19 protein-coding genes are annotated in these 21,886 nt (G+C 60.3%); 9 read left to right on the forward strand and 10 right to left on the reverse strand.

All coding sequences use genetic code 11. The annotated features are described in order from the left end of the window. The first annotated feature begins 297 nt into the window (after positions 1 to 297). Together RPMA_RS03865 and RPMA_RS03875 are read left to right on the forward strand one after the other, a co-directional pair. Positions 298 to 975 carry a hypothetical protein gene (locus tag RPMA_RS03865; RefSeq protein ID WP_211911617.1) on the forward strand — a complete coding sequence of 226 codons (678 nt, stop codon included), beginning with the start codon at positions 298 to 300 and terminating at the stop codon, positions 973 to 975. A 559-nt stretch (positions 976 to 1,534) separates the two neighbouring features. After that, positions 1,535 to 2,050, forward strand: a complete 516-nt coding sequence (locus tag RPMA_RS03875) for a hypothetical protein (RefSeq protein WP_211911619.1) — start codon at positions 1,535 to 1,537, stop codon at positions 2,048 to 2,050. A gap of 2 nt (positions 2,051 to 2,052) precedes the next feature. Here the strand turns inward: RPMA_RS03875 and RPMA_RS28510 are convergent, their stop codons facing one another. Together RPMA_RS28510 and RPMA_RS03885 are read right to left on the reverse strand one after the other, a co-directional pair. Next, positions 2,053 to 2,571: a GNAT family N-acetyltransferase gene (locus tag RPMA_RS28510; protein ID WP_408056504.1), complete on the reverse strand. Its 519-nt coding sequence runs from the start codon at positions 2,569 to 2,571 to the stop codon at positions 2,053 to 2,055. Between the two features lie 96 nt (positions 2,572 to 2,667). Further along, positions 2,668 to 3,714: a hypothetical protein gene (locus tag RPMA_RS03885; protein ID WP_211911622.1), complete on the reverse strand. Its 1,047-nt coding sequence runs from the start codon at positions 3,712 to 3,714 to the stop codon at positions 2,668 to 2,670. 1,553 nt (positions 3,715 to 5,267) lie between these two features. Here RPMA_RS03885 and galE point away from each other — a divergent pair. Together galE and RPMA_RS03895 are read left to right on the forward strand one after the other, a co-directional pair. Continuing rightward, on the forward strand, positions 5,268 to 6,281 hold the full coding sequence (galE, locus tag RPMA_RS03890; RefSeq protein WP_211911623.1) for a UDP-glucose 4-epimerase GalE: 1,014 nt from the start codon (positions 5,268 to 5,270) through the stop codon (positions 6,279 to 6,281). 279 nt (positions 6,282 to 6,560) lie between these two features. Then, the gene (locus tag RPMA_RS03895) at positions 6,561 to 7,364 is read left to right on the forward strand and encodes a WecB/TagA/CpsF family glycosyltransferase (RefSeq protein WP_408056535.1); all 804 of its coding nucleotides are present in this window, start codon (positions 6,561 to 6,563) and stop codon (positions 7,362 to 7,364) included. A gap of 109 nt (positions 7,365 to 7,473) precedes the next feature. Here RPMA_RS03895 and RPMA_RS03900 read toward each other — a convergent pair whose 3' ends face one another. Then, on the reverse strand, positions 7,474 to 7,635 hold the full coding sequence (locus RPMA_RS03900) for a hypothetical protein (RefSeq protein ID WP_211911624.1): 162 nt from the start codon (positions 7,633 to 7,635) through the stop codon (positions 7,474 to 7,476). A gap of 154 nt (positions 7,636 to 7,789) precedes the next feature. Here RPMA_RS03900 and RPMA_RS03905 point away from each other — a divergent pair, with 154 nt between their 5' ends. The 3 genes from RPMA_RS03905 (at position 7,790) to RPMA_RS03915 (ending at position 11,695) form a co-directional block, all read left to right on the forward strand. Next, a complete protein-coding gene (locus RPMA_RS03905; RefSeq protein ID WP_249225545.1) occupies positions 7,790 to 8,599 on the forward strand; it encodes an NAD-dependent protein deacetylase in 810 nt (269 codons plus the stop codon). A gap of 118 nt (positions 8,600 to 8,717) precedes the next feature. After that, a complete protein-coding gene (locus tag RPMA_RS03910) occupies positions 8,718 to 9,971 on the forward strand; it encodes an acetyl-CoA C-acetyltransferase (RefSeq protein ID WP_211911626.1) in 1,254 nt (417 codons plus the stop codon). A 131-nt stretch (positions 9,972 to 10,102) separates the two neighbouring features. After that, positions 10,103 to 11,695 carry a gamma-glutamyltransferase family protein gene (locus tag RPMA_RS03915; protein ID WP_211911627.1) on the forward strand — a complete coding sequence of 531 codons (1,593 nt, stop codon included), beginning with the start codon at positions 10,103 to 10,105 and terminating at the stop codon, positions 11,693 to 11,695. Between the two features lie 104 nt (positions 11,696 to 11,799). Here RPMA_RS03915 and feoB read toward each other — a convergent pair whose 3' ends face one another. The 3 genes from feoB to RPMA_RS03930 form a co-directional block, all read right to left on the reverse strand. After that, a complete protein-coding gene (gene feoB, locus RPMA_RS03920) occupies positions 11,800 to 13,686 on the reverse strand; it encodes a ferrous iron transport protein B (protein WP_211911628.1) in 1,887 nt (628 codons plus the stop codon). Then, positions 13,683 to 13,985: a FeoA family protein gene (locus RPMA_RS03925; RefSeq protein ID WP_211911629.1), complete on the reverse strand. Its 303-nt coding sequence runs from the start codon at positions 13,983 to 13,985 to the stop codon at positions 13,683 to 13,685. The genes feoB and RPMA_RS03925 overlap by 4 nt, the downstream gene beginning before the upstream one ends. A 107-nt stretch (positions 13,986 to 14,092) precedes the next feature. After that, the gene (locus RPMA_RS03930) at positions 14,093 to 15,886 is read right to left on the reverse strand and encodes an ABC transporter ATP-binding protein (RefSeq protein ID WP_211911630.1); all 1,794 of its coding nucleotides are present in this window, start codon (positions 15,884 to 15,886) and stop codon (positions 14,093 to 14,095) included. A 151-nt stretch (positions 15,887 to 16,037) separates the two neighbouring features. On the opposite strand from RPMA_RS03930, the gene RPMA_RS03935 reads away from it, so the two are divergent. Together RPMA_RS03935 and RPMA_RS03940 are read left to right on the forward strand one after the other, a co-directional pair. Continuing rightward, a complete protein-coding gene (locus RPMA_RS03935) occupies positions 16,038 to 17,363 on the forward strand; it encodes a TAXI family TRAP transporter solute-binding subunit (RefSeq protein WP_211911631.1) in 1,326 nt (441 codons plus the stop codon). Between the two features lie 70 nt (positions 17,364 to 17,433). Then, entirely contained in the window at positions 17,434 to 18,393 is a 960-nt protein-coding gene (locus RPMA_RS03940) for a phospholipase D-like domain-containing protein (RefSeq protein ID WP_211911632.1), read from the forward strand. Positions 18,394 to 18,415: 22 nt separating this feature from the next. On the opposite strand, the gene RPMA_RS03945 is transcribed toward RPMA_RS03940, so the two are convergent. The 4 genes from RPMA_RS03945 to hutU all read right to left on the reverse strand — a co-directional run bounded on the left by RPMA_RS03945 (position 18,416) and on the right by hutU (position 21,878). Beyond that, a complete protein-coding gene (locus RPMA_RS03945) occupies positions 18,416 to 18,613 on the reverse strand; it encodes a hypothetical protein (protein ID WP_211911633.1) in 198 nt (65 codons plus the stop codon). Next, entirely contained in the window at positions 18,597 to 19,478 is an 882-nt protein-coding gene (locus tag RPMA_RS03950; RefSeq protein ID WP_211911634.1) for a LysR family transcriptional regulator, read from the reverse strand. Before RPMA_RS03950 ends, RPMA_RS03945 begins: the two co-directional genes overlap by 17 nt. 157 nt (positions 19,479 to 19,635) lie before the next feature. Next, a complete protein-coding gene (locus RPMA_RS03955) occupies positions 19,636 to 20,202 on the reverse strand; it encodes a HutD/Ves family protein (protein ID WP_211911635.1) in 567 nt (188 codons plus the stop codon). Positions 20,203 to 20,204: 2 nt separating this feature from the next. Then, a complete protein-coding gene (hutU, locus tag RPMA_RS03960) occupies positions 20,205 to 21,878 on the reverse strand; it encodes a urocanate hydratase (protein WP_211911636.1) in 1,674 nt (557 codons plus the stop codon). Positions 21,879 to 21,886: the final 8 nt, after the last annotated feature.

Below are 21,886 nucleotides of genomic sequence, written 5' to 3' on the forward strand. Positions count from 1 at the left end.
AACGAGGCAGCGCCGGCGACACTTGCCCTTCTATCTTGGGAGATAATGGCCGATGCGGCGGGCCAAGTGGTCAGGCCATCCACCGCAGGATAGGGTAAGTAACCGTAGGCCAAGCTGGCCCCTATAAGCCGTAAGCGGAATCCCGTCCGGTCTAAGTGCTCCGGCGAAAATCCTGCACGTTGGAAAGGTCACTGAGGCGTTGCGAAAACTCGCGATTAAGGTGCCTGCGATCACCAGCTCTTACTTATAAGTATGAGGGGAGCACTTAAATATGATGCGCCGCTAGAGGAGTTTCCAATGGATCCGACGTTCGGTGTACCCACTACGAAAATGCTCGATACCGTCAAATCCTTGCCGACTTGGTTGTTGGTGGGGTTGTCCATCTTCCTCCTCGCGATCTTGCTCTGGCCGCCGTTCCTGCTCGGATTACCTGAGGTGATGCGTCCGAGCGTACCGGTAGCACTTTTGCTTGTAACGACGCTGACCATCTGCAATCTTCTCAGTTTGTGGTTCGCGCATGTCGCCGAACGTCAGAGACGATCGCGAGCGGGCGATCTGGACCGATTGGTCCATCTCTATCGCCCTCTCAAAGCGCTGTTTCTAACGCGGCATCCCACGGTTTGTACTGGTATCGGATCGCCTTACTTGCGTCAGCGTATAGAGAATGCCTGGGCAGCGCTCGGGGCGTATGGGCGACTTTCGCGACGCGTCAAACGAGCTTTACGCGCGCTTTTTGACAAGCAGCGTTCATCGAGCGCTGAGATCGAGTACGGCGGCAGCTTCCCGATGAGTGAAATTATCAAGATCGTTCGCGCTAAAGTCCGGTATGCAAATCCCGAATTGCACGACCTCGTCAACCAGGCCGATCGCTCGCGGTATGAGGAGTACGACAACATCTTGATGACCGATGCGGAATACGCGCTGCTTGAGCACATCGACCGCGAGCATCGTTCCCTGTCCAAGCGAGTGGGCTAGAGCAATAAATCTTTTGCGATGGCGGCCGATCGCTCGGCGACCATTCGACTACGCTGTGCGTCTTGCCGACGTTAACGCGGATTTCAATGGAAATAGCGCTCGACGCTGTTCCCATAGCTCGGGCGGCGTCGTAGATTGCGGCCCTCATGAGACATATCGTTATAAGCATTCAGCCCAAGTGGGCAGGACTAATTCGTTCAGGGCGAAAAACCATCGAACTTCGGCGGCGCTTTCCGCGCTTACCAGCAGGATCACTAGCCTATTTGTATGAGTCCTCACCCGTCTGTTCATTGACGGCATTGCTCACCATCTGTGCGGTGCACGAGTTGTCGGTCTCGGAGCTCTGGAACGTCTACGGTGGTCATTCATGCGTCGACGAGGCACATTTCGCTAGTTACTTCGAAGGCCGGGATGTTGGATACGGGGTGCAGATCGCGGATTGCGTCTCATTGCCGAACGCAATTCCGCTTGCTCAACTCCGGGAGCAGTTTGCGTTTACGGCTCCCCAGTCCTGGGCGTATGCTTCCCCAAAGCTCGTTTCTAGCGGCGGGATTGCAAAATGATTGTCTTTGTGGCCGGTCTATCTCGATCCGGAAAGACCAGTCGCTCGAGACACGCCGCCTCGGCAATCCAGAACGTAGAGTACGTAAGTGTCAGCCAAATGCTTGTGGAGGCAGGGCGCGATTTGTCCGTTAGGACGATACGCGGCGCTTTGGAAAACCAAGAAAGTGCGATGGGCAAGCTCAGCACCTCGCCGCTATTCGGATATCTACACCGTCTTATAGATGGCCACGCGCTTATCGAGACCGGCGAAGGTCCCATGTTGGTGCCGGATCAGTTCTTTGACGAGATTCGCCCACAATCAATCATCTCAGTCCAGGACAGTCCTGAGTTGATCTTATCTCGTCGCATGGAGACGCCGAGCGCATCGCGTCTGCAAGAGATAGCCGCATTGGCGGTGATGGAGCGCGCCGCGTGCGCACGCACGGCAGCGCGTCTCGGAATTCCATTGGTCGAGCTGATGGCGCCATCTGTCGAGCAGTTCACGGAAGCGCTTAGGCAGCAACTGATGTGAAGCTAGTGTCTGCCGCTATTGAAAACGTGCTCGATCCGTCCCGGCCTGTACATCCCAGAAGCCTCGACATGATCAGAAAATGACCATGCACGGAGAAGGGGTTGGAACTCAGGAAGCCGCTCGTCCGGTACGGTAAACAGAGGTTTAACGTTACCGAGCCAGGCAAAAGCCTCTTTTGCTAATTCGGTAGCGGCCCCACGTCCCCGCGCCTCCGGGGCCACCCAAAGGGTGCATAATTTTGCTTCGGACTCGGTCCGTTTACAAATGGCTACGCCTGCCAGCGTCTCTCGCATGAAGCATGTAATAATTCGGCGTTCGCCGCTCCGCAGTCCGGGAATGACTTTGGTGGCGAACCATGCGTCGAAGCCCGGATAAAGCTGCGTAACGCCAGCGACAGTCAGCGTGGAATAAACCCGCTCAAAGTGGTCAGCCACTCCCCGGCAACCGCGGAACGGTGCGAAGTCGAGGTCGAACTGCCCCCTCATCCCAGTTGTCTCCAATTGATTCGCCGCTGATATCATAGTTTCGACTTTTTAAGAATTCGAGCTTCTAGCCCCTTAACCTGGTCGCCAAACGCTTCATTTTGACCATTGTGAACAATACTAGCCCTAGAAGCACTATGAGGATCGTGTTGCCCCCAATCTGTCCGGAGAGCCAATCTGGCAGGGGAGTTTGGACAGCCATGCCACGATAGACGCCTGCAGCGCACTGCCCATTGCGCCGAGCATTATGATCACCAATGCATAGATCCAGAGCTTACCAGTGTAAAACGCCCGGAACGTGGCCAGCGCGTTGAAGCTATCGACCTTGCCTGATGGCTTATCGGCGAACGACGCCCAATGGTAGATTATCATTTCGTCTGGGTTGAAGTCAGCGCCCGGCAAATAATTGGTCCACATTCCGGGCTCAAGCCTACGCATCTTCCTGAAGCCGGCATGCGACTGCGTCATCTCGACACTCATGTCTCGGATTAGGAAATAATGCACAGCGGAAATGTCGATTAGGCCGCAATTCTTTCCTTCTAGCCGATCGCGAATCTCGGTTGAAAAATTCCGTCGTTCATTGAGGCGGAATTCAACGATCTCGTTAGTTGAGATCGTGCTTAGGAAGACCGAGTCCTTTGGATCGCTTGTGGATACGAAGCCGTTAGGAAGGCCAATCGGCATTTTAATGCGCAATCTAAGATAGTGGTCGCCGACGCGCGATTGCAGCCTTTTGAAGAACCGGTCATCAATGGTGATGATAGTGCCGCGGTCGTCTTTGCCGCCGGCGGTCGATAAACGTCGTGACTCGTCTGTACAGCGCCATACGTAGAATTGCGTCTTCTTGTTCTCTGTGTGAGTGACGGCAAAGCATCGGTTTTCGTCTTCAATCGATCCCGGCGTAAGGGTCTCGTTGAAGATGGCAGAAATCGTAGACTGATCGTGCATCCGGTCAAAAAGATCTTCGATCTGCGTTGCATCCACGACAAACGGCAGGCTCATCGACAGGGACTTCAAGGCGCGTACTTCCTTGAACCGAAAGCCAATATCGAACAAATCAAAGTGGCCATCGGCAGAACGATGATTGTTGCGCCAGATATTGACGTGTACCTCAACGCGGGGAGCATACCCATCCGCATCGATCGACGATGTATCGTGCCAAATCGTGACGCTACCACGCATGTCTAAATAGACTCCCCCGTTCAGTGGGCGGAGGTTCTGACTAACGGACAACGACAGTCCGCGCTAGTCCGATCCTTATCTTATGGTTCACACGTGTTTGGGGTTCGGCGATCTGGCTACGTGGGTGAAAATGGGACGTTCATTATGGCACCACGTACGTCCGTTGATGTGTCGCTGATTGGACAAGATCCGATCGCCCCGTCATGCCGCGATGAAGCGAACAGTGCCGCAATGGCTCCTTTTGGGGCAAAGCAAACATGGCCTGCGACTCACAGGTGGATGCGAGAGAGACGCTACCTCTGAAGCAGCGCGTTGTGCCCCTTCCGTTGGCATGACGGCGGACTTAAATTGTCCGCCGGTTCGTCGGAACTTGGTGAATGCTTGAGGGAGGTTTCTGTGACCGAAAGGCACAGCTTCGCCTGCGAGGCGAAGCTGCTAACGAACGGTGCTGCGAAACTCGGAGCCACGCCGTCGGTCAGTTTTTGGATATGCGCGCCTTATGATAGGCAGGCCCGGGTCGCCCGGTGGGCCTTTATGCGCCGCTTTCAACGACGGGGCTGACACGCGGCACATCCATCAACCGCTTATCTGCTGTGGGTCGGGAATTGCAACCGTTGCCACTCCTGCTTCCAGTTCTGACACTATCAGCTTGTGCCGATGCCATTCGGCCGTGTCCGCGTGCTCCCCATGGCCTGACTAGCCTGAAGCGCGGAGCCCATAAGGGGCTGGCTATAGAACGCTTGTTATTGAGCGCTCATATCCTCGCCGGACATCATTTGCTTTTGAGTTCCGCATGGTTGTTGGAGCGTTAGGAAAGACTTCCAGCGGAACGACCGGATGGCAAGTTGTTTCCGGGTAGCGTGACGTCCCAAGAGCGAACAGGTGGTCGACAATGCTACATTGGAGTGATACACAGAGCACAAATGCGGTGGCTCTAAGTCATTGTTTTCGTTGCGGTTGATGGTCGCCGGGGACAACCCGCCCCTGGGCACCATTTCATCATCCCGGCACCGCTTTTCTCGACATCGTTATCCGCAAGCGCTGAACCGCTATTCGCTGTTCGGGCGCCTTATCGCATCTGCATGCGGTCGTCACGGCGCGCAGGTCCGGCCGGCGGGGTCCGATGCCCCACGACATGCCTCACCACCAACTCAGCCGCCGCAACGAAGCCCGGACCAGCTGATGACCACAGGGTGAATAAGGAGGGTTAATCGGGTATCGTTCACTTCATCTCAAAACGATCATATGTCGTTAGCGAGGTGTTAACGATCCCGTCGCGGTGCGCGCGATGTAAGTGCCTGTATCCACACAGGTCGGATTCGAAACGAGGCGAAGATCGTTGCGCGCGATACGTATTCGGGCATCGGGACGCGTATCGTTAATACGGAGAATTTTCGGCAAACTTAAAAACAACAGGCGACTTTCCGACATGGAAGTTGCTTTGCATTTACTAACCAATCCAATTCAACCTGAGCCGTTATATACCTACTCACATCGCTCTCTTATCTTGAATGCGTGCACCGATCGCACGTTTTCAGCGAGTGAGCGACATCATGGCCGTCATGATTACAGGGGGAGCCGGGTTTATCGGTTCGCATGTCTGCGTCGAGCTCATTCGATCAGGACAGTCCGTTGTCATCTACGACGATTTCTCCAACAGCCATCCCGAGGTCGTCAATCGTATTGCCCGCATCACGGGCTTCGCGCCTGATGTCGTGCGCGGAGACGTGCGCGATCTCGCGGCGCTCACTGCAGCATTGGTCGAGCATCGCTGTACAGCCGTCGTTCATCTTGCCGGTTTGAAGTCTGTCGCGGATTCCGTGCGTGATGCGACCGGCTATTACGACTGCAATCTGGCCGGAAGCCTAACGCTTGCGCAGGCGATGCAGCGTGCCGATGTCCGCAAGCTGGTGTTCTCGTCCTCGGCGACGGTCTACGGCGAACCTGAAACGCTGCCTTTGCGCGAGGATCACCGGCTTGCGCCGTTCAATCCATATGGCCGTACCAAGCTGATGGCCGAGCAAATGCTGCAGGACATCGCTGCGTCGGCAGATCCGTTGAAGGTGGCCATCCTGCGTTATTTCAATCCGGTCGGTTCGCATGAGAGCGGCTTGATCGGTGAAGACCCTTATGGCGAGCCCAACAACCTGATGCCCTACATTTCGCAGGTTGCGGTGGGGCGGCGTCCGTCGCTCAGCGTGTTCGGTCGCGATTATCCGACGCGTGATGGGACCGGCGTGCGCGACTACGTTCATGTCGTCGATCTCGCGGTCGGCCACGTCTCCGCGTTGCGCCAGCTGGACGATGTGGACGTCATCAACGTCAATCTCGGTACCGGGCGTGGCACCAGCGTGCTCGAGCTCGTCGATGCCTTTGCAAGCGCCAGCGGCCGGGACATCCCGATCACCTTCGCGCCGCGCCGGGCAGGCGACGTCGCCAGCTATTACGCCAGCTCGGATCTCGCATTCGACATGCTGGGCTGGAAGGCCGAGCGCGACATCAGCGCCATGTGTGCCGACGCCTGGAAGTGGCAGCGCCTCAATCCGAACGGATATCGCAATGCGTGACCGCGGGGAGTTGCTGACGGACATGCTTGTCCGGTTCGCCGCCGCGTCAGTCTGCGGTGGTTTCAGATGCGCCCAACCTCCGTCACGACCATTGGTGCGCATATGAACACGCGTATCGAGGATGGAAAAGGTGAGCGCGCCGTGAGCGATGGTTTGACGGTGCAGCGTCCGATCGACGCGCAGAACGTGGCCGATGCGCCATCAACGACGCGACGCGGTGCGCCTGATCGGCGCGTGGCATCTTTTGCGGAAACACAACAGCACCTCGCCGAAGCGGGCATCGCTGAACGGCGGATGGCGCCGGATCGTCGCGGCAACGCGTTCCTGCGCTGGGCGCGCATTTCACTCGGCGGCCTGCCGGTCGTCGCGGTCGATGGCAAGGAGTCAGCGCGGCAGATCGTGGATGAAGCCCTGAAGCGCAGTGCGCTGTGGCGATTTCCGGCCTATCTCACGTCCACCAATGGCGAAGTGACCTATCGCTGTGCCGTCGATGATGCCGAGCGCGAACTGTTTCTGAAGGCCGATGCCATTCATGCAGATGGCATGGCGCATGTCTTTGCCTCGCGTGTTCATCATGACGTCGGACTGCCCGAACGCGTGGCGACCACGGACCTTTTCCACGACGTTGCGGCCGAGGCGGAAGCGCGCGGCGCGACCATGTATATGCTGGGCGCCACCGAAGCCGCGAATGAGGCGGCAGTGAACGCCGTCAAGCAGCGATACCCGAACATCAAGCTTGTCGGTCATCGCCACGGCTTCTTTCGCGATGAAGCCGAGGAGATCGCGGTCTGCGCCGAGATCTGCCGGTTACAGGCGGACATCCTGTGGATTTCGATGGGCGTGCCGCGCGAGCAGCTGTTTGTGGTGCGGCACCGGCATCGGTTGACGGCTGTCGGGGTCATCAAGACCTCGGGTGGCCTGTTCGATTTCCTGTCGGGATCGCGCAAGCGTGCCCCGGCCTGGATGCAGAAAGTCGGCCTGGAATGGCTGTGGCGCACCATCCTCGAACCGCGCAGGCTTGGTTGGCGCTACATCAAGACGAATCCGTTCGCGCTCTATCTGCTGTTCAAGAAGCAGAAGTAACGACATATCGCGCTGCGCTGACAGCGAAAGGCTGCGCTCGCAACGAAAAGGCCACCGAATGCGGTGGCCTCGATCGCGACATGTGCAAGAAAATCGACCTTTTGACCGGCTAGTGCGCCAGTTCCTCCGGGAGCTTGAGCTCCTTCACGCGGTCCTTTTTCGTGCTCTTGCGAAACTGACGCTCGTTGCGTTCGAATTTCGCGAGTTCCTCCTGAACGATCTGCATGAACTGTTCGCGCGGTGTTGAGGCGGCTTTGGTCTCTAGGCTCATGAGCTACTCGACTGGTTGGTCACTGACGCGTCGCATTTCTATCAGACCCGCGCTTCGACCCGCAACCGTTACCGATCGCGGGTCAGGTCCGCGATGTCGGTGAGATCCATGCAGGTGACTGGCGCTGTTGGATATTCCGACATAGATGAGCGGCATGACACAACAGGGCTCTCTCGAAGAATTCGTCTCGCTCCATCGCCGTTTGTTCGTTTTGACAGGTGCAGGTTGCAGCACGAATTCGGGTATCCCCGACTATCGCGACAGCGATGGCAACTGGAAGCGAACGCCGCCGGTCACTTATGCCGCCTTCATGGGCAGCGAAGCGACCCGGCAGCGCTATTGGGCCCGCAGTCTGGTCGGATGGCAGCGTTTTGGGCAGGCCGTTCCGAACGACGCCCATCGTGCGTTGGCGCGCCTGGAACAGGCCGGCCGCAGCGAGATCCTGCTGACCCAGAATGTCGATCGCCTGCATCAGAGCGCTGGCAGCGAGCGTGTGATCGATCTGCATGGCCGGCTCGACATCGTGCGATGCATGGGGTGCAACGCGACGATGCCGCGTGGCGATTTTCAGCATGAACTCGGCCACCGCAACGGCGCCTGGCTCGCCCTCGACGCGCCGGATGCGCCTGATGGGGATGCCGATCTCGAAAGCGATGACTTCGCGGCATTTACCGTGCCATCCTGCGTTGCCTGTGGCGGCATCCTCAAACCGGACGTGGTCTTCTTCGGAGAGAATGTACCGCGCGACGTCGTCGATGAGGCGCGTGATCGGCTTGAAGCCGCGGATGCCATGCTTGTGGTTGGATCGTCGCTGATGGTGTTTTCCGGCTTCCGGTTTGTGCAGGCAGCAGCGAAACGAGGGATACCGATCGCGGCGGTCAATCTTGGCCGTACGCGGGCGGATGACCTGCTGACCCTCAAAGTCGAAGATCGCTGCGAGGCTGCGCTATCGTTTCTGCTCTAGGATGAGGTGAGGCCCACCAAATCTGGCAGATATGCATGCCATCGGTGCGTCTTGACTTCATGCCTCGCTTGGCCAATCTCGCACCTCAGAAAAACACCAACAAACTGGAGGAATATCCATGGCCGACGCCTATATCATCGACGCAGTCCGTACCCCGCGCGGGATTGGCAAGGTCGGCAAGGGTGCGCTCGCGGAGCATCATCCGCAACATCTCGCTGCCACGGTCCTCAAGGCCATTGCCGAGCGCAACAAGCTCAATACCGCCGATGTCGATGACATCATCTGGTCGACCTCGACCCAGCGCGGCAAGCAGGGCGGCGATCTCGGCCGTATGGCGGCGCTCGATGCCGGCTATGACACCAAGGCCTCCGGCACCACGCTCGATCGCTTCTGCGGCGGCGGCATCACCGCGGTGAATTTCGCGGCGGCGCAGATCATGTCGGGCATGGAAGACGTGGTGATCGCGGGCGGCACCGAGATGATGTCTCTCACCGGTGCGATGGCTGCCGAGGATATGGCTGCCGGCAAGCGTCCGCTCGGCATGGGGTCGGGCAATGAGCGCCTCGCAAAGGTGCATCCGCAGTCGCATCAGGGCATCTGCGGCGACGCGATTGCCTCCATGGAAGGTTTCACCCGCGAGGAACTCGATGCGCTCGGCCTCGAAAGCCAGCGCCGCGCCGCCATCGCCATCAAGGAAGGCCGCTTCGACAAGAGCCTCGTACCCGTGAAGGACGACAACGGCAATGTCGTGCTGGCGAAGGACGAGTATCCGCGTCCGGATACCACGGCGGAAGGTCTCGCCGGCCTGAAACCGGCTTTCACCGCCATGGCCGACTATCCGCTCGACGACAAGGGCACCACCTATCGCAAGCAGATCAATCAGAAATATCCGGATCTGGAGATCAAGCATTTCCACCATGCCGGCAATTCGTCGGGCGTGGTCGATGGCGCCGCGGCGCTGTTGCTGACCTCAAAGGCCTATGCCGACAAACATGGTTTGAAGCCGCGTGCAAAAATCGTGGCGATGGCCAATATCGGCGACGATCCGACGCTGATGCTGAACGCGCCGGTGCCGGCGGCGAAGAAGGTGCTGGAAAAGGCCGGTCTCACCGCGGACGACATCGATCTCTGGGAGATCAACGAAGCTTTCGCTGTCGTGGCTGCAAAATTCATCCGCGACCTCAAGCTCGACACCAGCAAGGTCAACGTCAATGGCGGCTCGATCGCCCTTGGTCACCCGATCGGCGCGACTGGTGCGATCCTGGTCGGCACGATCCTGGATGAACTGGAGCGCCGCAACCTGAAGCGCGGCCTGGTCACCATGTGCGCTGCCGGAGGCATGGCCCCGGCCATCATCATCGAGCGCGTGTAAGCGTTCGATCGGTCATTCCTGGCCCCATTCAAGAGCATGGATGTTCGCATCCATGCTCTTTTTGCGTCTGGCGGCATCGGTGACGCGGTCGTATCGTCCGCCGCAAATGATGTGAAGTGGACGCGATCACCATGCAATTCCGACATGATGGCCTCTATGGCTCCCGCCGCTCGCCCGTGATGGCGCGCAATGTGGTGGCGGCCTCGCAGCCGCTGGCGACGCAGGCCGGCCTCCGCATGCTGGAGCGCGGCGGCAATGCGGTGGATGCGGCGCTGGCGGCAGCGATCGCACTCACGGTTGTGGAGCCGACCGGTAACGGCATCGGGTCGGACGCCTATTGCATCCTGTGGGATGGCAAGGAGCTGCACGGGCTCAATGCGTCCGGCCGCTCGCCGGCAGGATGGACGCCGGAGCGCTTCGCCGGCCGCAAGTCTTTTCCGCATCGCGGCTGGGAGAGCGTCACGGTGCCGGGCGCCGTGTCGGCCTGGGTCGATTTGTCGGAGCGGTTCGGCAAGCTGCCATTTGACCAATTGTTCGAGCCGGCAATCGCCTATGCCGAGAACGGTTTTCATGTCTCGCCCGTCATCGCCGAACTGTGGCGCCGCGGCGCCGAGGAGTTGAAGAACCAGCCGGGTTTTGCCGCATGTTTCATGCCGAATGGCCGCGCGCCAAAGGCGGGCGAATTGTTTCGCATGCCCGGACACGCGCATTCGCTGAAGCTGATCGCGGCGACCAAGGGCGAGGCGTTCTATCGCGGTGAGCTCGCCAAGCGCATTGCCGATTTTTCGCGCGAACATGATGCCGTGCTGAATGAAGCTGACCTTTCTGCGCATCGCAATGACTGGTGCGGCACGATCAGCCAGTCGTTCGGCAACACGGCGCTGCATGAGATCCCGCCGAACGGGCAGGGCATCGTGGCGCTGATGGCGCTGGGCATCATTCAGTCGGGCGGTCTCGACGGGCTCAACGTCGACAGCGCCGACGCGCTGCATCTGCAGATCGAGGCCTGCAAACTCGCTTTTGCCGATGTCTATGCCTATGCGGCGGATCTCGATTACATGCGCGATGTCACCGTCGCCCATCTGCAGAACCCATCCTATCTGGCGTCACGTGCCAAACTGATCGATCGCAGCCGCGCGCAGGATTTTGGCGCCGGTGCGCCGAAGACGGGCGGCACGGTGTGCCTGTCCACCGGCGATGCCGCAGGCATGATGGTGTCCTATATCCAGTCGAACTATTCCGGCTTCGGCTCCGGTGTCGTGGTGCCGGGCACCGGCATCAGCCTGCAAAATCGCGGTTTCGGTTTCGTGCTGGACGAGGGGCATCCCAATCAGGTCGGGCCAAACAAGCGGCCGTTCCAGACCATCATTCCCGGTTTCGTCATGCAGGGCGATGCGCCGTTGATGGCTTTCGGCCTGATGGGTGGCCCGATGCAGGCGCAAGGCCATCTGCAGATGATGCTGCGCATGCAGCTATGGGGGCAGGATCCGCAGACCGCGGCCGACGCGCCGCGCTGGCGTTATGTCGATGGGCTCAAGGTCGCGATCGAGAATGGCATCTCGGACGAGGTGGCGGCGGATCTTGCGAGCCGCGGCCATGTCATCGTCCGCGAGCCGCCGGATTCAGCCTTCGGCTTCGGCGGCGCGCAGCTCGTGCGACGGATCGAAGGCGGCTATGTCGCCGGCTCCGATCCGCGCAAGGATGGACTGGCGGCAGGGTTTTGATCTGTAGCCCGGGTGAAGCGAAGCGTAACCCGGGGACAGCAGAGTCAGTTGAAGCTCCGGTCCCCGGATTGCGCTTCGCTCCATCCGGGCTACGAAGCTACGGCTCACCCCAATCCCGCGGCCACCGCGATCTTGTACGTGATCAGGCTTGCCAGATAGGCCAGCGCGAACATGTAGAAGAAGGTGATCAGCATCCACTTGGTGCCGCCGGTCTCGCGGCGGATCACCGCCAGCGTCGAGGCGCATTGCGGGGCGAAGATGAACCAGGCGAGGAATGACAGCGCGGTGGCGAGGCTCCATTTGCTCGACAGCGCCTGGCCGATGGCCTCGGCCGCTTCCTTGCCGCCTTCGATCGCATAGACGGTGCCGAGCGCGCCGACCGCGACTTCGCGCGCTGCCATGCCGGGGATCAGCGCGACCACGATCTGCCAGTTGAAGCCGATCGCCGAGAACAGCGGCTCCAGCGTCTTGCCGATCATCGCGGCCAGGCTGTAGTCGATCGCCGGTTCAGTCGCGCCTGCTGGGGCCTGCGGGAATGTGGCCAGGAACCAGATCAGGATCATCATCGCGAGAATGGTCGTGCCCGCGCGCTGCAGGAACATTTTTGCGCGCGTATAGACGCCGATGCCGATGCTCTTCAGGCGCGGCATCTTGTAGTCCGGCAGTTCGAGCATGAACGGCGCCGGCTGATAGTCCTTGAGCATGAAGAACTTGATCACGAAGGACACGGCCAGCGCGCTGGCGATGCCGACCACATAAAGGCCGAACATCACCAGCCCCTGCAGATTGATCCAGCCCCACACATCCGTTGCCGGAATGAAGGCGGCGATGATCAGCGTATAGACCGGGATGCGCGCCGAGCAGGTCATCAGCGGCGCGATCAGGATGGTGGTGAGGCGATCACGGCGGTTGTCGATCACGCGCGTCGCCATGATGCCGGGAATGGCGCAGGCAAAGCTCGACAGCAGCGGTATGAAGGCGCGGCCATGCAGACCGGCGCCGCCCATGATGCGGTCCATCAGGAACGCGGCGCGCGCCATATAGCCGAAATCTTCCAGCAGCAGGATGAACAGGAAGATGATGATGATCTGCGGCAGGAACACCAGCACGCTGCCGACGCCGGCGATCAGGCCATTCTGCAGGAAACTCTGCAAAAGCCCTTCGGGCACGAATTGCGCTACGAGATTGCCGAGCGCACCGGCGCCGTCCGATAGCAACTCCATCAGCGGCGTTGCCCAGCTGAACACGGCCTGGAACATCACGAACAGGATGACGGCGAGAATGAGCAGTCCGCCAACCGGATGCAGCACCACGGCATCGACACGCGAGGTCAGCGTGTCCGGCTTGGTCGGCATCGTCACCGTGTCGCGGATGATGCGATCGGCCTCGCGCTGATAGGCCTTCATGTCGGCGATGCTGGTCTGTGTCCATTCGGCGGGCGCAACAGGCGCCGGCATATTGGCGGCGAATTCGTCGGTGCGCGCGCGCAATGCGTCGGCGCCGCCCTTCCTCACTGCGATCGAGGTGATGACGGGAACACCGAGTGCGGCCGACATGGCATCGACATCGATGGTGATACCGCGGCGAGTGGCGATATCGAACATGTTGAGCACCACCAACAGCGGACGGCCGGTGCGCTTCAATTCGAGGATCAGCCGCAGCGTCAGCCGCAGATTGGTGGCGTCGGCGATGCACAGCACCAGATCCGGCGGCGCTTCGCCCGGGCGTTTGCCGAGCACGACGTCGCGGGTGATGATCTCATCGGGGCTGCGGCCGCGCAGCGAATAGGTGCCGGGCAGATCGAGCAGCGTGACCTGACGGCCCGCAGGCGTGACAAAGGCGCCCGACTTCCGCTCGACGGTGACGCCGGCATAGTTGGCGACCTTCTGGCGGCTGCCGGTGAGGGCGTTGAACAGCGACGTCTTGCCGCTATTGGGAACACCGACCAGCGCGAGATTGAAACGTTCGCTGGTCACGTCTGAAATCGTCATTTTACGAGAACTGCCGTTTTTACAAGAACAGCCATGGCTTCGCGGCGACGCACGGCGATGGTGATGTTGTCGACGCGCACTGCGATCGGGTCTTGCTTGATCGCACCTTGATGCAGGATCTCGACCCGCGCGCCTTCGGTGAAGCCCATCTCGATGAGATATTGTTCGAGCTCGTGCGTCGAAGGGCCTGCAGCTTCGGGATGCAAAGCGACAATCGTGCCGACAAAGCCGCGAGGGGCATCGCCGAGACGTATATGGTGATCCGCTGGTGCGGATGAAGATGTGTTGGGGGGCGTCATGCCGGACCTTGTCGAGCAGCCATCAAGTCAGGTCAAGACATACCGGGATTTGCGTTTAGAACAGTTATAAATACGGTTTTATCGCAATCTGCCGGCTCACAATGGTGTCATGAAGCGCCAGCGTGATGCTCACCCGGCGCCTGCTGTTGTCGATGCACGAGCTCTGCATAGAGCCCGCCGCGTGCGATCAGTTCGTCATTGGAACCTTGCTCCGCGACCACGCCGTCCTTCAGCACGACGATGGTGTCGGCATCGCGGATGGTCGAGAGACGATGCGCGATCATGATGACGGTGCGGCCCTGCATCAGCCGCTTCAGTGCTTCCATTACCAGCACTTCGGATTCCGTATCGAGCGCGGCAGTCGGCTCGTCCAGGATCATGATCGGGCTATTGCGCACCACGGCGCGTGCAATGCCCACGCGTTGACGTTGTCCGCCGGACAGTGTGTCGCCGCGTTCGCCCACCATGGAATCGTAGCCATGCGGCATGCGGATGATGAATTCATGCGCGTTGGCGATCTTCGCAGCTTCGATGATCTCGTCCTCGGTCGCGCCGGGGCGACCATAGGCGATATTCTCGCGGATGGTGCCGCGGAACAGCACGGTTTCCTGCAGCACATAACCGACCTGTGAGCGGAGCGCGGAGAGTTTGTAGTCGGTGACATCGATGCCATCGATGGTGACGCGACCGGAGCTCGCATCATAGAAGCGCGGAACGAGGCTCAGGACGGTGGATTTGCCGGAGCCGGTGGGCCCGACAATGCCGACGATCTGGCCCGGCTCGATCCGGAACGAAACGCCGTTCAGGATCGGCGCCTCCTCTTCATAGGCGAAGTGGACATTCTCGAAACTGATCTGCCCCTTGGCGCGGCCGGGATCGATGGCATCGGGCTTCTCGACGATGATGTCGTCAGCAGCGAGAATTTTCTGGATGCGCTCCAGCGCCACCGTGGTCTGCGCGATCGAGCTGGTCATCGCGGCAAGATCCTTCACCGGTTTGAAGAACTGCGCGAGATAAGCGAGATACACGGTGAGCGCGCCGGCCGTCATGGTGCCGGCGACGATCAGCGACGTGCCTTTCCACAATACGATGGCGGTGCAGAACGCCACCACGATTCCGACCACGGGCGACAGCAGCGATTTCACCCGCCGCGCCTGCATGGCCGCATCGACGGTGGCATGGCTGGCGGCTTCCAGCCGTGCCAGTTCGAGATCCTGTCGGCCGAAAGCGGTGACCGAACGCACCGAGCCGAGGCCTTGCTGCACGACAGCGACGATTTCGCTCTGCCGCTGCCGCACCGTGCGGGTGACTTCCTTCACCGCCTTCTTCAGGTGCATCACGAACACCAGCAGGAACGGCGTGATGGCCAGTGCGATCAGGGTGAAATCCCAATCGAGCCAGAACATCAGCCCGATCATGAAAAAGATGGTGATGATATCGACCAGGATATCGAGCGTGGACGACGAGGCAAAGCTCTGCAGCGTGGTGACATCGGTGGTGATGGTGGAGATCAGCGCGCCGCTCTTGGCGTGGTCGTAATAGCGCAGCGACAGCCGGTGCAGATGCGCATAGATGCGGATGCGCAGGTCGTTGGCGACCCATTGGCCAACCGAGGTCGAATAATAGTTGTCGATATAGGTGGCGGCGGCCCCGACCACGGCGATCAGCAGCGTGGCGATGCTGGCGAATAGCGCGACGCCCACGGTGTGGCGGCCGATCCCGTAATCGTGGGCCCAGGCGAGCCATTCCGGCAAATGATGGGCCCCGAGCGCATCGTCCAGCACCAGCTTGAGCGGCCACGGCGCGGCCAGGCTGGCGCCGATCTCGACCAGCATGGCCAGGAAGACGATGGCCAGCCAGCCGCGATAGGGCCGCAGCATCTCGAATACCAGGCGGGTCATGGATACAGTGCCTCCAAAGCCAACAAGCGGGAAACAGGGCCCCCGAGTGAGGCCAACTTAGCGGTCTCCGGTTAGCGGACCTTAACTGTAGTCCGATACAGCTCGATTTTGGACGTCTCCGATCCCACTATTGTCGCCACACGGGCCGAACATGAAGAGCATGACCATCGCATTCCCGTTCTGGGGCCGTGTGCTGCTGGTCGCGGGCCTGTTCGGGCTTGCGTTGGGCGCCTGTCTGCTGGTGTGGCGCTATGTGGAGCGGCCGACCACGCTGTCTCTGGCCGTGGGCTCACTCGACGGCGAGGCAGGCCGGACCGCATCGATCATCGCAAGCCACTTCGCGGACAAGAAATCTACCATCCGCCTGAACATCGAGCGCTTCGATGACGTGGTCGCGTCCGGCAAGGCTTTTGCCGAAGGCAAAGCCGATCTCGCGGTCATCCGCGCCGATGTCGGCGACCTCTCCGCGGCGCGCAGCGTTGCCGTCCTCACCAAGGGCGTTGCCATGCTACTGGCGCCGCCGGGGTCAAGGATCACCTCGGTTGAAGGTCTGCGCGGGCGCACGGTGGGCGTCGTCGGCGGCGAGGTCAATCGCCGGCTCGCCCAGGCGCTGACCAAGCAATATGACCTCAGTCGCGCCAATGTCACCTTCAAGGATGTCGCCATCGCCGACGCCCGCCGCGCCATCGAAGCAAAGGAAGTTGGCGCGGTCCTGGTGGTGATACCGCTGACGGAGAAATATCTCACTTACGTCCGCGGCCTGTTCAAGGGCGCGCCGGTGTTGATCCCCATCGACGCTGCGGGCGCCATCGCGGACGCCGATGGTGCCTATGAGAGCTTCGATATTCCCAAGGGCACGCTGCGCGGTGCGCCGCCGGTGCCTGATGACGATGTGACGACACTGCGTGTGGGTTACTACCTCGTCGCCAACAAGAAGCTGCATTCGACTGTGGTCGCGAACCTCACTGGCATGGTGATCTCTGCGCGTCGCGATCTCGTGGCCTCGCAACCGCAGCTCTCCGGTGTTGCCGCCGCCAATACGGATCCCGACGCCTATATCCCCGTCCATCCCGGCGCCGCCGCTTACTACAACGGCACCGAGCAGAGCTTCATGGATAAGTATGGTGACGACATCTATCTCGCGCCGATGATCCTGGGCGCGCTGGCCTCGGTTCTCGCGGCAGCCTGGCGCTTTCTCGGTATCCGCACGCCGGATCGTCGCAGCGTCGCGCTGACCTCGTTCGATGCCATTCGCCGCAGGATCAAGGATGCGAGCAGTGAGACGGAGCTGGCGGCGATCGAGGATGAGTTCGACGAACTCCTTAATGCGCATCTTGCGGCCGCCATTTGTGGCGGTGACGATGCGCTGGACGCGCCAACACTGCTCTCGGCCGCGCAGCGCCTCGACAATCTCATCCATCATCGGCGCACGGCGTTCGCGAGTGGCCACTTCACACCCGGTCCGCTTCAAGGCTAAACATGCAAGACGCATCGTTTCCGTCAGTGTCAGTCTGCGCCCGGTTCCCTCATTCGGCGAGAGTTCGTTCATGTCGCATACGCTGATCGTTTTCCCGGACGACACCGCCCAGGCGATCGTCGAGCCTTTGCGCGCTGCAAAACGCAGCATCAACATCCGCATGTTCCTGTTCACCGATCCGACGCTGCTCGATGAGGTGATTGCAGCGAAGAAACGCGGTGTTCATGTGCGGGTGATGCTCAATCCGGCGCGGCGCAGCGGCGAGAGCGAGAATGACGAAACCGCAGCGGCCCTTGCTGCTGCCGGGATCGAGGTCCGCGACAGCAACCCGGCCTTCGCGCTGACCCATCAAAAGTCGATGGTGATCGACGATGAACTTGGTTTTGTTGAATCGCTGAACTGGGAAACGCGGGATCTGACCGAGACACGCGATTATGCGGTGACGACCACCCACAAGCTCGAAGTCTCCGAGATGGTGGACTGTTTCGATGCAGACTGGGTCAAGCAGGATTTCGAGCCGCATCCGGACTCGCAGCTGATCTGGTGTCCGAATAACGGCCGCGAGCGGATCGGTGCCTTCATCGATGCCGCCCGGGATTCATTGTTCATCCAGAACGAGCGCTATCAGGACACGGATATCATCGAGCGGCTGGTGCGCGCGGTGAACCGCGGCGTCAGCGTCCACATCATGGCGCGGCAGCCGCACAAGCTGAAGAAGAACAAGCTAATCGAGGGCATCGGCGGCTTGCGCATCATGCACGATGTCGGCGCCAAGGTGCATCGGCTCAACGACATGAAGCTGCACGGCAAGATGCTGCTGGCGGATGAGGAGCGCGCTATCGTTGGCTCGATCAATCTGACGCCCGGTAGTTTCGATGATCGCCGCGAACTGGCGATCGAGACCGATTCACATCATGTCGTGAAACGGCTTGTTCATACGGCGCAGCATGACTGGAAGCATTCGCGCAAGCTCGACCTGTCTGATGAAGCGGTCAAAGCCGATCTCGAAAAACACGGCATCCGTCAATAGCTGGCGCACAACAGCGCCGAGGTTAGCCTCGGCCGGGATGCGACGACGGGCGTCGCCGGCGCGGGGGAGGCGCCGGGCGAACCTCCGCCCGGCGTGCATATTCCACTGCGAGCGCCATCAGGCGGTCCCGCACCTGCGGGTCATCGACCTCGCGCGCGAGCTTCTCGCAGCGCTCGGCCTGTTCGCGAAAATACGTGGTCTCGTCAGGCAACTTTCTCATTCTCCGTTTGGGGAGCGTGGTGCATGAACAGATCTGAAAGCTGGTTCTTGATTTCAAATACCCGGCTGGAATTCAGACCCTGACGGATACACAGCAGGTTCTTGATGGTCGGTAGTTGCGGCAAATAATATTCCTTGGCCCAGACCAGCCCCTTCGGGATCAGCTTGCTGGGCACCGCCGTCAGGCCGATGCCGGCCTCGACTGCCGATTTCTTGGAATCGTAATCCTGGCTGCTGAATGCGATCCGGTAAGATAGGCCGTGTCGGGTCAGCGTATTGATCATCCAGTCGTCATTGGTCCAGGTGACGATGGGGATCGGCGCGCCGGGGCTGAGAACGAAGTTCTGCGATCGAACCCAGACCAGGCGATCCTCATATTCATCGACAATCAGCGTTGCGAGATCTGAATCGATGTCGCCGCGCTGATAGAAGCAGGCGATGTCGATATGGCCTTCGATCAGGGCTGTGGCGACGTCTTGCGATGTGCCAGCTTGAATATGCACGTCGCCCAGCGTCACGGCCGCCTGACGTTCGACGAAGGGACGGGTCAGCAAGCTGCTGAGGCCGAGGCGCAAGCGGCCTGTGTTGCTGTCGGCGCCGCCAAGCGCGAGCACCTGATCATTGGCTTCGATGATCTTGCGCGCCTGTGCAAGCACGAGTTTGCCGAGATCGGTGGCGCAACTGCCATTCGGCGTTTTGCTGAACAGTGATCCGCCCACGATCTGCTCAAGGCGTTTGATCTGCGAACTCACCGCAGGCTGGCTCAGGCCCAATTGATCGGCTGCCTTGGTGAGACTGCCTGCTTCAGAGATCGCAACAACCGTACGCACGATTTCGATGGGAATGTTGTGATGTCTGCGATGCATCGAATCCTCGCCTTTACGTTGTTTCCGCTCAGACTGATTGTTGCAGTGATTCCCCGCTAATCAAATATCCGTAATTAGTATATGTTATATGCTTGATAGTTATGGCATTTCTCGGATTTATGAGGCCATCAGAATCGATGGCAAATTTCGTAGATAGCTACCGGAACTGAATAGCAATCACTTGCGTTGCTTCGCCCGCATTCAGCACCAGCGTAGGTGTTGATGTATCAACGACGATCGCATCTCGCTCGCCTAAACGTTTCGCTGGCGTGGGTGCAACGATGTCGAGCCCGCCTTGTTCAACGATTAAAATCGTTTGCGTGGAAACTATAAAATCCTGACGCCCATTGAGCTTGATGCGCCGCACATCATGCATGACAATTTTGCGACGGCTCATCACGTTGAGATCGACGATCGAGCCATCAACCAATCTGGCTGACGTTGGCTGGTCTCCGGGGAAAGAATGGATTGTCTCGCGGGTAATGCGCGTGACCGGCTGGTTCGCGACAGAAAGATCGAGACCGTTGCCTTCCAGCACCAGCAGTGTGCGATCAATTGCCGCGAACGATGAGAACGGTCCGTCGCTCGCGACTTGCGCCATGCTGATGCGCCAGACGAAATTTTCCAGCGTTGCATCCGCCGGCGAGATCGCGATCTCCGTCGTGGAGCCCATGCCGTTCTTCCACGGCATGATCTTGTAGTCCGCAGCGCGGAGAACTTTCACGCTCAGCCCTTCGCGTTCAGCGACGGCAGATTGAGGCCGTGCTCCTGCGCACATTCGATGGCGATGTCATAGCCGGCATCGGCGTGACGCATCACGCCGGTGGCGGGATCATTCCACAACACGCGCTCGAGGCGCTTCGCGGCTTCCTGCGTGCCGTCGCAGACGATGACCATGCCGGAGTGCTGCGAGAAGCCCATGCCGACGCCGCCGCCGTGATGCAGCGACACCCAGGTCGCGCCGGAAGCGCAGTTGAGCAGCGCGTTCAGCAGCGGCCAGTCGGAGACCGCATCGGAGCCGTCCTTCATGGCTTCGGTCTCGCGGTTCGGGCTGGCGACGGAGCCGGAATCGAGATGATCGCGGCCGATCACGATCGGTGCTTTCAATTCACCCGAAGCCACCATTTCGTTGAAAGCGAGGCCGAGGCGATGGCGGTCGCCGAGCCCGACCCAGCAGATGCGCGCCGGCAGGCCCTGAAACTGAATGCGCTCGCGCGCCATGTCGAGCCAGTTCACCAGCGCCTTGTTGTGCCCGAGGATCTCCTTCACCTTGGCGTCGGTCTTGTAGATGTCCTCGGGATCACCGGAGAGCGCGGCCCAGCGGAACGGGCCGATGCCGCGGCAGAACAGCGGGCGGATGTAAGCGGGCACGAAGCCGGGGAAGTCGAATGCGTTCTCGACACCTTCTTCCTTGGCCATCTGGCGGATATTATTGCCGTAATCGACGGTCGGCACGCCCATCTTGTGGAAGTCGAGCATCGCGCGGACATGCTCGCTCATGGATTTGCGCGAGGCTTTCTCGACCGCGGCGGGATCGCTGTTGCGCTTGGCTTCCCATTCCGCCAGCGTCCAGCCCTTGGGGAGATAGCCGTTCACGGGGTCATGCGCAGATGTCTGGTCGGTGACGATGTCCGGCTTGATGCCGCGGCGGACCAGTTCCGGGAAGATATCGGCGGCATTGCCGAGCACCGCGACCGAAATGGCCTTCTTGTCCTGCTTCGCCTTGTCGATGATGGCAAGCGCGTCGTCGAGATCCTTCGCCTGCACATCGACATAGCCGCTCTTCAGCCGCATCTCGATACGGCTGGGCTGGCACTCGACCGCGAGGCACGATGCGCCGGCCATGGTGGCCGCGAGCGTCTGCGCGCCGCCCATGCCGCCGAGGCCGGCGGTGAGGATCCAGCGGCCGGACAGGTCGCCATTGTAATGCTGGCGGCCCGCCTCCACGAAGGTCTCGTAAGTGCCCTGCACGATGCCCTGCGAGCCGATATAGATCCACGAGCCCGCGGTCATCTGGCCGTACATCATCAGGCCCTTGCGATCGAGCTCGTTGAAATGCTCCCAATTGGCCCAGCGTGGCACGAGGTTCGAATTGGCGATCAGCACGCGCGGCGCATCCGCATGCGTCCGGAACACGCCGACCGGCTTGCCGGACTGCACTAGCAGCGTCTCGTCGTTGCTGAGATTGCGCAGCGAGGCTGCGATCTGATCGAAGGCTTCCCAGCTGCGCGCGGCGCGGCCGATGCCGCCATAGACCACGAGTTCGTTGGGATTCTCGGCCACTTCCGGATCGAGATTGTTCATCAGCATGCGAAGCGGCGCTTCGGTGAGCCAGTCCTTGGCCGAAAGCTCGGTGCCACGCGGGCTGCGGACGATGCGCGAGTTCTTAGCTCGATCCATGATGACGG

The organism is Tardiphaga alba (assembly GCF_018279705.1).
GTDB classification, from domain to species: Bacteria; Pseudomonadota; Alphaproteobacteria; order Rhizobiales; family Xanthobacteraceae; genus Tardiphaga; species Tardiphaga alba.

What these genes read in the sequence shown, in the direction of transcription:
- RPMA_RS28510 (WP_408056504.1), bottom strand. Translation starts at nt 2,571, where the DNA reads ATGATATCAGCGGCGAATCAATTGGAGACAACTGGGATGAGGGGGCAG.
- RPMA_RS03945 (WP_211911633.1), bottom strand. Translation starts at nt 18,613, where the DNA reads ATGAGAAAGTTGCCTGACGAGACCACGTATTTTCGCGAACAGGCCGAG.
- RPMA_RS03905 (WP_249225545.1), top strand. Translation starts at nt 7,790, where the DNA reads ATGACACAACAGGGCTCTCTCGAAGAATTCGTCTCGCTCCATCGCCGT.
- RPMA_RS03950 (WP_211911634.1), bottom strand. Translation starts at nt 19,478, where the DNA reads ATGCATCGCAGACATCACAACATTCCCATCGAAATCGTGCGTACGGTT.
- galE (WP_211911623.1), top strand. Translation starts at nt 5,268, where the DNA reads ATGGCCGTCATGATTACAGGGGGAGCCGGGTTTATCGGTTCGCATGTC.
- RPMA_RS03930 (WP_211911630.1), bottom strand. Translation starts at nt 15,886, where the DNA reads ATGACCCGCCTGGTATTCGAGATGCTGCGGCCCTATCGCGGCTGGCTG.
- hutU (WP_211911636.1), bottom strand. Translation starts at nt 21,878, where the DNA reads ATGGATCGAGCTAAGAACTCGCGCATCGTCCGCAGCCCGCGTGGCACC.
- RPMA_RS03900 (WP_211911624.1), bottom strand. Translation starts at nt 7,635, where the DNA reads ATGAGCCTAGAGACCAAAGCCGCCTCAACACCGCGCGAACAGTTCATG.
- RPMA_RS03915 (WP_211911627.1), top strand. Translation starts at nt 10,103, where the DNA reads ATGCAATTCCGACATGATGGCCTCTATGGCTCCCGCCGCTCGCCCGTG.
- feoB (WP_211911628.1), bottom strand. Translation starts at nt 13,686, where the DNA reads ATGACGATTTCAGACGTGACCAGCGAACGTTTCAATCTCGCGCTGGTC.
- RPMA_RS03940 (WP_211911632.1), top strand. Translation starts at nt 17,434, where the DNA reads ATGTCGCATACGCTGATCGTTTTCCCGGACGACACCGCCCAGGCGATC.
- RPMA_RS03910 (WP_211911626.1), top strand. Translation starts at nt 8,718, where the DNA reads ATGGCCGACGCCTATATCATCGACGCAGTCCGTACCCCGCGCGGGATT.
- RPMA_RS03925 (WP_211911629.1), bottom strand. Translation starts at nt 13,985, where the DNA reads ATGACGCCCCCCAACACATCTTCATCCGCACCAGCGGATCACCATATA.
- RPMA_RS03885 (WP_211911622.1), bottom strand. Translation starts at nt 3,714, where the DNA reads ATGCGTGGTAGCGTCACGATTTGGCACGATACATCGTCGATCGATGCG.
- RPMA_RS03865 (WP_211911617.1), top strand. Translation starts at nt 298, where the DNA reads ATGGATCCGACGTTCGGTGTACCCACTACGAAAATGCTCGATACCGTC.
- RPMA_RS03875 (WP_211911619.1), top strand. Translation starts at nt 1,535, where the DNA reads ATGATTGTCTTTGTGGCCGGTCTATCTCGATCCGGAAAGACCAGTCGC.
- RPMA_RS03935 (WP_211911631.1), top strand. Translation starts at nt 16,038, where the DNA reads ATGAAGAGCATGACCATCGCATTCCCGTTCTGGGGCCGTGTGCTGCTG.